At 56.3% G+C, this 11914-nt stretch carries 12 protein-coding genes; all 12 read right to left on the bottom strand.

Translation table 11 applies throughout. The features are described from left to right. Positions 1 to 87: 87 nt before the first annotated feature. Entirely contained in the window at positions 88 to 1482 is a 1395-nt protein-coding gene (hslU, locus tag BR04_RS01430; protein WP_496354193.1) for an ATP-dependent protease ATPase subunit HslU, read from the bottom strand. Next, positions 1479 to 2018: an ATP-dependent protease subunit HslV gene (hslV, locus tag BR04_RS01425; protein WP_496354192.1), complete on the bottom strand. Its 540-nt coding sequence runs from the start codon at positions 2016 to 2018 to the stop codon at positions 1479 to 1481. Before hslV ends, hslU begins: the two co-directional genes overlap by 4 nt. A 2-nt stretch (positions 2019 to 2020) precedes the next feature. Beyond that, a complete protein-coding gene (locus BR04_RS01420; RefSeq protein WP_496354191.1) occupies positions 2021 to 2956 on the bottom strand; it encodes a tyrosine recombinase in 936 nt (311 codons plus the stop codon). Between the two features lie 2 nt (positions 2957 to 2958). Beyond that, complete coding sequence (locus tag BR04_RS01415; protein ID WP_496354190.1) at positions 2959 to 3561, bottom strand: 5' nucleotidase, NT5C type; 603 nt, start codon at positions 3559 to 3561, stop codon at positions 2959 to 2961. A 251-nt stretch (positions 3562 to 3812) separates the two neighbouring features. Next, a complete protein-coding gene (corA, locus tag BR04_RS01410; RefSeq protein ID WP_496354189.1) occupies positions 3813 to 4871 on the bottom strand; it encodes a magnesium/cobalt transporter CorA in 1059 nt (352 codons plus the stop codon). A gap of 228 nt (positions 4872 to 5099) precedes the next feature. Continuing rightward, positions 5100 to 5975 carry a DMT family transporter gene (locus BR04_RS01405; protein ID WP_496354188.1) on the bottom strand — a complete coding sequence of 292 codons (876 nt, stop codon included), beginning with the start codon at positions 5973 to 5975 and terminating at the stop codon, positions 5100 to 5102. A 119-nt stretch (positions 5976 to 6094) separates the two neighbouring features. Continuing rightward, the gene (locus BR04_RS01400) at positions 6095 to 6454 is read right to left on the bottom strand and encodes a DsrE family protein (protein WP_496354187.1); all 360 of its coding nucleotides are present in this window, start codon (positions 6452 to 6454) and stop codon (positions 6095 to 6097) included. A 59-nt stretch (positions 6455 to 6513) separates the two neighbouring features. Further along, positions 6514 to 7245, bottom strand: coding sequence for a uracil-DNA glycosylase (locus BR04_RS01395; RefSeq protein WP_496354186.1), 732 nt, complete (start codon positions 7243 to 7245; stop codon positions 6514 to 6516). Beyond that, positions 7242 to 8450: a bifunctional phosphopantothenoylcysteine decarboxylase/phosphopantothenate--cysteine ligase CoaBC gene (gene coaBC, locus BR04_RS01390; RefSeq protein WP_496354185.1), complete on the bottom strand. Its 1209-nt coding sequence runs from the start codon at positions 8448 to 8450 to the stop codon at positions 7242 to 7244. The genes BR04_RS01395 and coaBC overlap by 4 nt, the downstream gene beginning before the upstream one ends. A 114-nt stretch (positions 8451 to 8564) precedes the next feature. Further along, positions 8565 to 9494: a 1-acylglycerol-3-phosphate O-acyltransferase, YihG family gene (gene yihG, locus BR04_RS01385; protein WP_496354184.1), complete on the bottom strand. Its 930-nt coding sequence runs from the start codon at positions 9492 to 9494 to the stop codon at positions 8565 to 8567. Positions 9495 to 9687: 193 nt separating this feature from the next. Beyond that, positions 9688 to 10710, bottom strand: a complete 1023-nt coding sequence (tsaD, locus tag BR04_RS01380; RefSeq protein ID WP_496354183.1) for a tRNA (adenosine(37)-N6)-threonylcarbamoyltransferase complex transferase subunit TsaD — start codon at positions 10708 to 10710, stop codon at positions 9688 to 9690. 92 nt (positions 10711 to 10802) lie between these two features. Then, complete coding sequence (gene purM / locus BR04_RS01375) at positions 10803 to 11849, bottom strand: phosphoribosylformylglycinamidine cyclo-ligase (RefSeq protein WP_496354182.1); 1047 nt, start codon at positions 11847 to 11849, stop codon at positions 10803 to 10805. Positions 11850 to 11914 lie beyond the last annotated feature (65 nt).

Here is an 11914-nt window from a genome sequence, read left to right as displayed (position 1 = left end):
TGACTTACCCGAATGATAATCAGATTCAAGGCCTGAAAAAAATCAAACGCAAGCCCCTCCCTTACGTAACTAAAGGAACAGAAACGCTCAGAGAATGAAACGGCTCAGATCCTCGTCCGCCTTAATGTCAGACAATTTTTCCCGTACATAGGCCGCATCCACACAAAGGCTTTTTTCCGTCACATCCGGCCCGTCAAATAAGGGATCTTCCAGAAGCTTTTCCATCAGGGTGTGCAGCCTGCGCGCGCCGATGTTTTCCGTACGGCGGTTCACCTCTTCGGCAATGGCCGCGATCTCTTCAATGGCATCTTCGGTAAAACGGACAGAAAGGCCTTCGGTTTCCAGAAGGGCCGCATATTGCAGGGGAAGGCGGTTCTGGGGCTCGGTGAGGATACGGATAAAATCGGCCTTTTCAAGGCTGTCCAGGGTGACACGGATGGGAAAACGGCCCTGAAGCTCCGGAATGAGATCCGAGGGCCGGCAGATATGAAAGGCTCCTGCGGCGATAAAAAGGATATGATCCGTTTTCACCGGCCCGTATTTCGTGTTCACCGTGCTGCCTTCCACAATGGGAAGAAGATCCCGCTGTACCCCTTCCCTGGACACATCCGGCCCCTTGCCACCGCTGCGGGCCGCCACCTTGTCGATCTCATCGAGAAAGACAATGCCGGAATTTTCCACCAGGGCCACGGCTTCCCGGCCCACCTTCTCCATGTCCACCAGGCGCTGGCCTTCTTCCGTGGCCATGGTTTCCAGGGCTTCCTTGACCGTCATCTTTCTGCGGCGGGTCTGTCTGGGAATGAAGGCGGCCATCATTTCCTTGAAATTGTTGCCCACCTCTTCCATGCCCGTGCCGGAGAACATGTCCATGACCATACCCTTGGGCTTTTCCGTGGTTTCAATTTCAATCTCCCGGCCATCGAGTTTGCCCTTGCGCAGAAGACTGCGCAGCTTTTCCCGGGTGCTGCCCGCATCCCCGGCACCCACCAGATCAATGCTCCCGTCCAGTACAGGGCTTGAGCTGCGGCCCGGAGGCAGCAAAGCATCCAGAATTTTTTCCTCGGCAAGGTTCAGGGCCTTTTCCGCCACGGCGGCCTGCTCCTTTTCCTTCACCATGGCCACACCGATTTCCGTGAGATCCCGGATCATGGATTCCACGTCCCGGCCCACATAGCCCACTTCCGTGAACTTCGAGGCCTCCACCTTGATGAAAGGGGCATCCGCCAGCTTGGCGAGACGTCTTGAAATTTCCGTCTTGCCCACGCCGGTCGGGCCGATGAGGATGATGTTCTTGGGCGCGATCTCGTCCCGGAGATGCTCCGGCACCTGCTGCCGCCGCCAGCGGTTGCGCATGGCAATGGCCACGGAACGCTTGGCCGCACGCTGACCGATGATATAGGCATCCAGGGCTTCCACAATGCGGGCGGGGGTCAGGTGGTCACCGCCTGGGCTTTTTTCCTCAATCCGGGCAATCTCGTTCATCCGGAAATCTCCTCTATGGTGAACCGGGCATTGGTATAAACGCAAAGCCCTGCGGCAATTTCCATGGCATTTTCGGCAATCTCCCTCGCCGTCTTTTCCGTGTGGCGGAAAAGCGCCTCCGCTGCGGCCTGGGCGGCCACGGAACCGGAACCGATGGCGATAACCCCGCTGTCCGGCTCAATGATGTCTCCTGTGCCGGAAAGAAGATAGATGCTCTCCGAAGAGGCGGCGATCATCATGGCTTCCAGGCGACGGAGCATACGATCCGTGCGCCAGTCCCGGGCCAGCTCCACAGCCGCCCGGGTGAGGTTGCCGCCAAAGGCCTCCAGTTTGGCCTCAAGCTTTTCAGAAAGGGTCAGGGCATCCGCCGTGGCGCCGGCAAAGCCCACCACAATACGATCTTTATAAATACGCCGCACCTTGCGCGCCCCGTGCTTGACCACCGCGCTGCCCAGGGTGACCTGTCCGTCCCCCGCCACAACGGTCTGCCCGTTTCTGCGAACCGCCACAATGGTGGTGCCGTGAAAGTTTTCCATTCTTATTCCTCTGTCTTGCTTCGGGGATGGGCCTTGTCATACACGGCCATCATCCTGTCCAGGGTCATGTGGGTGTACCGCTGGGTGGTGGAAAGGCTCTCATGACCCAAAAGCTCCTGCACAGACCGCAGATCCGCGCCCCCGTCCAGAAGGTGGGTGGCAAAACTGTGGCGCAGGTCGTGGGGCGATACCCGCATAGGAAGGCCCGCCCTCCTGGCCTCAGTATCAAGAATCGTCCGGATGCTGCGCACCCCGAGCCTTGCCATGCGCGTGTTCCGGAAAAGGGCATGCCCCCCCCTTCCCTCCGGAAGACGAAAGGCCGCAAGGCCGGAAAGGGCTTCCCGGTAAGCGGCAATGGCCCTTAAGGCCGGAAGCCCGATGGGAACCAGCCTGTCCTTTTCCCCCTTGCCCGCCCGCACCCGCACCAGCTCCCGCTCCGCGTCAATATCCTGCACATCCAGACCCGCCAGCTCCGATACCCGAAGCCCCGTGCTGTACAGGGTTTCAAAAAGTGCCCGGTTGCGCAGATCCTGCCAGTCCGAGGCGGGCATACCGTCGAGAAGACGGAAAGCCTCATCCACGGTGAGCCACCGGGGCAGATGTTTTTCCCTTTTGGGGGTGCGCACCCCCAGGGTGGGATCCGTGTCCTTGAGATCCTGACGCATCAGCCAGGTACAAAAACTGCGCAGGGCCGAAAGCTTTCTGCCGATGGTGCTCCTGGCCATCTTCCTGCGGAAAAGATCCGCCAGCCAGAGGCGTACCATGTCCCCGTCGGTTTCCGCAATGCGGATAGGTGTCTTCCTTTTTTTTTCCGTTACATCCAGAAAATCGCTGATGTCCTTTTCGTAGGCGATCACCGTATGACCGCTGGCATTGCGCTCCGCTCCAAGACTTTCCAAAAAGAGGGGCAGCATCTCCCGTAAGAATTTTTCTTCCATGGTCAGATCCCGAAAAACCCGGCAATGTCCGCCCAGGAGCGCACCTCATGGAAGGGATGGGGCCTGCGGTTCCAGGGTTGGGTGAAGAGCAGAGGCTCAATCCCCGCATCCTTCAGATAGAAGCAGGTTTCCAGACGGTCTTCCACAAAAAGGGTCTTGCCCCGACTTTCCAGCACCTCAGCCTTGTTGTCGAAACTGCCCGTAGCCACCACCTCAAAACACTTTCTGCCAAGGCCAAGACGCCTTTCCAGCCAGTCCTGTACCGGAGCCGCATCCGGTCTTGCGGTCACAAAAAGAAGGGAACCTGCGGTATCCAGAAGCCTTGGCAGCACGCTATCCGCACCGGGAAGGGGTTCCAGACGGTGGTTGTAGTCCGGCCCCACCACCTTGGCAATGATCTGGATCAGGGTATCGAGATCCACATCCAGGCAGCGGGAAAAATCATAGTCCGTGATCTTTTCCGGATACAGGTCGTGAAGACCGAACTCCTCCCTGCCGATGGCTGAAAAAAGGCTCATGGTGTCCGCCACCACACCGTCAAAATCAAAGGCAAAGGCCCCGTTTTCCAGAAAAATTTTCCCTGCTTCCGCACCCTGTTCCGTCATCTCCACCCTCTTTTTTCCTGTCAGAAAAAATCAAGCCGTCAATCTAGCCCAGAGGAAGAAAGACTGTCAACAAAGAGGACGCAAATACACCATTTATACCTGGAGATCTGGCCCATATCCGAAAAAATGAACTTCCATATACCTGACGGGGATCTCACGCAGAAATGCTCCGCCTCATTGTCCGATCCCCGCTTCCAGCCAGATCCCCCACCCCTTGGGCTGTCCCCGGAAAGGTGAAGGCCCTGCCTGCGCTACAGCCATTTCTTTTTTCTGAAAAAACCATAAAGCCCCAGCCCGACCACCAGCATCAGCAGAAGTGATGCATAATATCCCCAGTGCCATGAAAGTTCGGGCATATTCTGAAAATTCATTCCATAAACACCGGCAATGAAGGTCAGGGGCATGAAAATCGTTGCAAAAAGAGTGAGCACCTTCATGATTTCATTCATGCGGTTACTGGTGCTGGAAAGGTAAAGATCCAGCATACCGGTAAGAAGATCCCTCAGTGTTTCCACCGTATCCAGCACGTAAACCGCGTGATCATGAACATCCCGTAAAAAAATCCGGGTATCCTGTGAAATCAGAGGGCTCTCGTCCCGGGTCAGACCACTCAGAAGCTCCCGCAAAGGCCAGACCGATTTACGCAGAAGCAGAATTTCCCGCCTGAAATGATGAATCTTTGCCAGCGTATCGGGCGTGGGCGATGCAATCAGTTCCTCCTCCAGGTCTTCCACCGCATCGCCAAGGCTTTCCAGAAGGATAAAATAATGATCCACCACAGCATCCATCAAGGCATAGGCCAGATAATCGGCTCCCATAAAACGAATACGCCGGTTCGTTGCAAGACGCTTTCGCACCTCTCCGAAAACGTCTTTTTTCCCCTCCTGGAGGGAAACCACAAAATCAGAACCCAGGATAAGACTCAGCTGTCTGCTTTCCACCTGAAAACTGTCCGGACTGTAGTCCAGCATGCGGACAACAATATAGAGATACCCGCCATAGTCTTCCAGCTTGGGCCGTTGCCGGGTATTCAGGATATCTTCCATGACCAGAGGATGCAGTGCAAAAACTTTGCCGAGACTCTCCACCACAGCCACATCATGCACCCCTTCAACACAGACCCAGGCTACGGAAGAAGCCTCCCTGCCACCGGTCAATGCCCCAAGGGATTCTTCCCGGATCTGCTCTTTATTGTAGATCGTGACACGGGCCTGCACCTTTTCGCCTGGGGAGGCATCCCCTTCATAAAAAAGTGTTCCCGGTGCAGCACCTGCCTTTTTTTTCTTTTTTTTGATAATACGCTGGCCCATGGACTTTTCTCCTGAGGTTCAGAGGGGAAAAAGCTGTCCGCATCCAGGATGCAGACACTACAGGATAAAAAAACACTCTGCCTGTTTTCAGCGACAGCTTATCTGCACTTTGTCCAGTTCAGACACGTTCATTTCCCCCGTCATCAGCCTCAGACCACCACCCGGAAAGAGTCCCTGCAATCTCTTCCCTCTCCATCCCATCAACAGGCCTCAACGCTTCCGTCTGAATCAACTCTTCTGCAAAAAAAACGTACAGAGGGTGGCCACCACCACACCGGGCAGGACAGTCCAGGCAATATCCTGTCCCAGGATAAGGCCAATGAGCAGGGTAAAAACCGGGGTGAGGTAGACATAGCCCATGACCTTGCCCACGTCCATACGCAGACTGGCATACTGCACAATAAAAAATGTCAGCATGGTGGTACAGAGCACGATGTAGAACAGACCCCAGATGAGGGGAGCTGGCCAGTGGGTAAAATCCGTATCCCCCAACTCCCTGAAGGACAACAGAAAAAGCAGAAAAGATCCGGCCACAAGGGTACGAAAGGTCATCACAGCCGTAGGCTCTCCCCGGCTGAATTTTTTGGAAAGGGGAGAAAACAGCCCCATGGAGGCACAGCCCGCCATGAAAACCAGATCCCAGGGATTCAGGGCAAAGGCAAAAAATTTTTCGGGAGAACCCCCCACAATCACCCAGAGCGCTCCTGCCATGGCAAAAAGCAGCCAGCCCATACGTGCGGCAGAGGGGCTTTCTCCCAGAAAAAGCCTGCCGAAAAGGGTGCTGTACAGGGGCACCAGGGTATAAATGATGGCCGTATTCAGGGCCGGGATATGGCGCAGCGAGGCAAAAAGCGCCCAGAAATATCCCACAAGGCAGGCACTGATGAGAAGATAGCGGAGCATGTCCCGGAAAGAAGGCATCCGCAGACCATGGCGCAGCCCCACATAAAAACCAAAAAAAAGGGCTGCCAGGGTAAAACGTACAAAGGTCAGGACAAGGGGCGGCATATACACCGTAATGCGGTGGCCCACATGAAACGAGCCTGCAACCAGCAGGGCATAAAGGGCCATGAGCAGGTGGGGCAGCAATTCATTTTTATTCATTATTTGCAATCAGAAAGGCGTTTGATCCCCTCAGAATGACCGTGAAAGACAGCCTTTCCACAGTCACCCGGAGGATCAGAAAACCCGAAAAAAATGTCCGGGGAATCTGTGGCAGGTTTTTAAAGACTGATCACAGCACTTTCACAGGAAAGGGCGATCAGCTCCACGGCAGTGGCGTAACGGGCGCCTTCGATGAGTTCGTCCTCTCCAATACGGCGGGCCTTGGCGCAGGGCGTGCAGACGAGGATGGGTACCTCAAAGGCCTGAAGATGGGCAATGAGATCTGCGGCAATGTCACCTGTGGCGGCACGGAGATTGTCCGCAAGTCCTTCCTTTGCGATAAAGGCGGCATCGTCCAGCAGAAAGACCTTCACGTCCTTGCCCTCCCTCTGGGCCACGGTGGCCAGATGCAACCCCCTTGTGGCCCGGTTGGGATTGTCAAGACCGCAGGAAATCACAATCAATACCTTCTGCACCATAAAGCACCTCCTTTTTTCTTGAAAAAACGTAGACTTTCGGCTTCCCGGAACGGCCCTGTTCAGGTCAGTCCCAGAAGCCCCATGATCTTGCGTACATCCTCCCAGGTATCCCGTTTCAGGCCAGGGTTTACCAGCATCTCCGCCGGATGGTGGGTCACCATGAGGGGCAGGGAGGCAAAGGTAAAAAACCGTCCCCGCAGCTCCGCCATTCCAGTCGGCTCCCCGGAAAGGAGCTGCCCGGCCTTTTCTCCCAAAGCACAGATCACCTCCGGCTTCAGAAGACGGATACTGTCCTCAAGAAAAGACCGGCAGGGAAGGGCGGCAAAGGGCAGCGCTCCCTGACCCGGAAAGGGACGGCACATCCGCGTATGGGTCACATACACGGCATCGGGACTGAGCTTCATGGCTCCCGCAATCTTCCAGAGCAGGGCTCCCGCCTCACCGCCCAGAGCACTGCCCTCGCGCAGGGAAACCCTGTCCGGCATCTCATCCACAAACATCAGCCTCACCTTTCCCGGCGGGGGATGCAGGAGCCTGCCATGCACGGAAGACGGCAGTCCGCAATGGGTGCAGGCTTCCACCTTCCGGACAAGATCACTGAAACGGGAGGGGCGGCCTCCCCTGCCCCAGCGGGAAAGAATTTCCAGGGTTTCCGGAGAGGCCCCTACGCCATCCAGCCCCAGGGTTTTCAGATCCTCAAGGCAGGTGCGGACAGTGTCGAGACCTGCGGCCATGAGAATCTGTAAGGCTCTTCGCCTCTCGGATTCCGGGGAAGACTCGTTTACCATCATGCCCCCTCCGGACACCTGCGCCGACAGATGGCATCCAGCAGACGGTCAGCCACCTTCTCCTTGGGCAGGGCTTCCAGGGCCTCTTCGCTGCCGTCGGGATAAAAGAAGGTCACGGTATTCCTGTCCGAGCCAAAGGCCGAATCCGGGCCGGACACAAGGTTGCCCACGATCATATCCAGGTTCTTCCGGGCGATCTTGTCCTTCGCATAGGTGGCCAGATCCCGGGTTTCGGCGGCAAAGCCCACCAGAAACTGACGGTTTTTCCGCTGGCCCAGGGTGGCGAGGATGTCGGGATTTTTTTCAAGCTCAATGACCGGTGTGCCTTCGGTTTTCTTGATCTTGTGATCTGCCGCATTTTTTACACAGAAATCCGCCACAGCCGCCACCTTGATGATGATATCTGCGGACTCCATGCGGCTTTCCATGACCAGAAGCATTTCCCTTGCGGATTTCACGGCAAGCCTTTCCACTCCCACGGGAAAGGGCAGGCTCACGGGGCCTGTCACCAGGGTCACCTCCGCCCCCCGGTATTCCGCCGCCCTGGCAATGGCATAGCCCATCTTGCCCGAGGAATGGTTGGAAATGTAGCGCACAGGGTCAATGGCCTCCTGGGTGGGACCTGCGGTCATGAGGATGTGCAGCCCCTTGAGATCCTTAGGCGAAAGGAGTTTTTCCATGCGATCCACGATAAACGCCGGATCCGGAAGCCGGCCGGGGCCGGTGACACCGCAGGCGAGATCCCCGCTGTCCGGCTCCAGCACCGTCATGCCGTACCCTTCCAGAAGATCGAGGTTGCGCTGCACGGGCCGGGATTCATACATATGGCTGTTCATGGCGGGGCAGAGCAGAACCGGAGCCCGCACGGCCAGCATGAGGGTGGAAAGGGCATCATCGGCAAAACCATGGGCCAGCTTGGCCACACAATTGGCCGTTGCCGGTGCAATGACCACGGCATCGGCCCAGTCCGCCCAGGCGATGTGGCGGATACCACCTTCAGGCCCTTCTTCCAGGACATCAAGATAAACAGAATGACCGGATATGGCCCGGAAGGTCAGAGGCCCCACAAAGGCGGTGGCGTTCCGGGTCATCACCACCCGCACCGAAGCCCCGGCCTTCTGCAGAAGCCGCAGCAGCTCCACGGATTTGTAAGCGGCGATCCCCCCGGTCACACCCAGCAGAATCTTTTTATTTTCAAGCATCCCCATAACCCCTCCATGCCTAACGATGCGTAAGGATTCAGCGCATCTTCAATGCCATGACCTGAAAATCCGGACGGTGCATACCGCAAGCGAATGCCGTCCCTCTTACACCGCTCTTTCTTACGCCGCCCTTTTTTCTTCTTCGGAAACGTCCCGCCAGACCCTTTCTGACATGATTTCAAGACGCTCCGCCTTCTCCGCCCAGAGTCCGTTGAGCTGCTCCTGGAAAGACTCCCTGAAATCCCTGTCGTTGAAATAATCTCCCCGCAGCCCTTCATGGATGGGCAGGGTTCGGATATGCATACGGACAAGGGGAACCTGACCGCAGAGGAAATGCCAGAAGGTGGGGGTACCTTGGGGATAGGCCAGGGTCACATCCACAATTCTGTCCATTTCCTGCCCCATGGCGGAAAGCACAAAGGCCGTTCCCGCTGCCTTGGGCCGCAAAAGTCCCCTGAAGGGACTGTTCTGCCGTTTGTGTTTGGCCGCCGTAAAGCGGGTGCCTTCCACAAAATTCATGACGGAAACCGGGGTTGTGCGGAATTTTTCACAGGCTTTCCGGGTCGCTTCCAGATCCTTCCCCTTCTTGTGGGGATGTTTCAGGATATATTCCCTGGTATAGCGCTTCATGAAAGGATAATCCTGGGCCCACCAGACCATGCCCATGACCGGCACCCAGATCAGTTCCTGTTTCAGGAAAAATTTCAGAAACGGAATCCTGCCGCCAAGATTCCTCTGGAGGGCAAAGATATCCACCCAGCTCTGATGGTTGCACAGTACCAGATACCAGCCTTCCGGAGAAAGATCCTCCCCTCCGCGGATTTCCCAGCGGGTTTTGTGAAAAAGGGAAAAGATACCGTTATTCACATGAATCCATGAGCTGCTGATGCCAATAATGATACGGGTACAGAGAAGACGGCTGATCTTCAGGGGAATCATCACCTTGACCAGGGTAACAAGAATCAGGGGAATAAAATGAATGAGGGTGGAGACGACAATGATACTGATCACAGCCAACCCCCTGATATGGGCAAAGAGAGGAACGCGCATGGCCTGTCCTTCATATGAGAGATGAAAAGTCTCGCGGCACACCCAGACCCCGCTGAAAGATCCCATGAACCGCTTCCTATGGAAAAGCTTCATATAACAGTCTGTTTTAAAAGATTCAACAGGCCGGACTGTCTGAAACCCTGATGATGGAGGAAACGTCAGTATCTGAGCTCAGGCCTTTTTCCTTCCTGCTTCAGGAAAGTGCTGCCAGAGTCCTGGGACAGGTGGCCCTGGAAAAAACATCATCCCGGAAAGACAGCTCTCTTCCCGCCCTGAGATAATGATAGCCCGCAGCAGCAATCATGGCGGCATTGTCGCCGCAAAGGGAAGGAGGGGGAACATGCAGGCGCACCCCCTGCCGCAGGGCCTCCTCCCCTGCCTTCTGTTTCAGGCCCTGGTTCGCCGCCACCCCGCCCACAAGGATGAGATCCCGACATCCCGTCCTTTGTACGGCCAGAAAGGCCTTGGTGACCAGTACCTCCACCACAGCCTCCTGAAAAGCGGCGGCAACATCGGCCTTTGGTGTCTTCCCCCCATCTTCTGAAAGATAGCGGGCCACGGCAGACTTGAGGCCGCTGAAACTGAAGTCCAGCCCGTCCTTATGGAGAAAGGCCCGGGGAAAGGCCATCCCCCGGCCATCCCCCTCCATGGCCATGCGATCCATGAGGGCACCACCGGGATACCCCAGGCCCATCAGCTTGGCCACCTTGTCATAGGCCTCGCCTGCGGCATCATCCCGTGTCTGCCCCAGAAGCAGCAGGGTCAGGGGATCGGGCACATGGTAAAGGGCCGTATGACCTCCGGATACCACCAGGGCCACAAAGGGATACGCAGGGGGCTTTCTGTCCGGCTCCAGAAACACGGAATGCACATGGCCCAGAAGATGGTTGACCCCCACGCAGGGAAGCCCCGCTCCAAAGGCAAAAGCCCTGCCAAATCCAAAGCCCACCAGAAGGGCGCCCACAAGACCCGGCCCCTGGGTGACGGCCACGGCATCCAGCTCCCCGATTTCCATGCCGCAGCCGGACAGAGCCGCCTCCACCACAGGGCAGATGGCCTCCAGATGATGGCGGGAAGCCAGCTCCGGTACAACACCTCCGTAACGGTGATGCACCGCCACCTGGGAGGCCACCTCTGAGCTCAGCACCCGAACCCCGTCCTCCACAACTGCGGCTGCGGTTTCATCACAGGAGGATTCTATTCCAAGAATACGCATACAGGCTCTCCAGATAAGACGCGCCCAATAAAAAAGACCGGTAATCCCGCAAAGGGCGGATTCCGGTCATGGTTTTCTTCATGCCCAAAAACTTAATCGATCCAGACCACCTGAGGTTCATCCCCCTGACGCTGCACCACGTCTCCGATGACAAAGGCCTTTTCTCCGAGAATACGCAGACGATCCATCACATCCGCTGTGGCGTTTTCCGGCACCACGGCAATCATACCGATCCCCATATTAAAGGTACGGTGCATTTCATGGGTCTCCACGTTACCCGCCTGCTGGAGGAAGGTGAACACGGACGGCACCTCCCAGCTTCCTTTGCGGATACGCACCTTGCAGGCACTGGGCAGCACCCGTACGATATTTTCCGTAATGCCGCCTCCTGTGATATGGGCCAGACCGTGAACGGGCTGATCCTTGATCAGGGAAAGCACCGTATCCACATAGATCCGGGTCGGCGTAAGCAGTACCTCTCCCAGAGAAGCCCCAAGGCTTTCCACGGGGCTTGCCACCGTAAGGCCCAACGTATCAAAACAGATTTTGCGCACCAGCGAAAAACCATTGGAGTGCACACCACTGGAGGCAATGCCCACCAGCTGATGCCCGCCACGGATGAAGGAGCCGTCAATGATCTTTTCATTGTCCACAAGCCCCACGGCAAAACCGGCCAGATCATACTCGCCATCACTGTAAAGACCCGGCATTTCCGCCGTTTCTCCGCCGATGAGGGCGCACTGGGCCTGACGGCAGCCCTCGGCCACCCCCTGAATCACGGCTGCGGCCACGGTGTTCTCAAGCTTACCGATGGAAAAATAATCGAGAAAAAACAAGGGTTTTGCCCCTTGAACCAGAATATCATTCACGCACATGGCCACAAGATCAATGCCGATGGTGTCATGGCGGTTCATCATAAAGGCAATTTTCAGCTTGGTGCCCACGCCGTCCGTGGAGCTGACCAGAACAGGGCGTTTGATATCCCCAAGATTCAGGGAAAAAAGACCGCCAAATCCACCAATCTCTCCCATAACACCAGACCGTGGAGTATTGTTGGCAAGCTTTTTAATGGTTTGAACCAGAGTGTTGGCCTTATCAATATCGACACCGGCATCCGCATAGGTCAGAGATTTGCTCATTGGGGTCCTCTTGCAGGTTGATCCATAAGAAAGCATAAAAAAATAAAAACCCAAAAAAATTACCC

The organism is Desulfobotulus sapovorans DSM 2055, from assembly GCF_059569355.1.
This window is presented reverse-complemented; position numbering and strand designations above follow the sequence as displayed.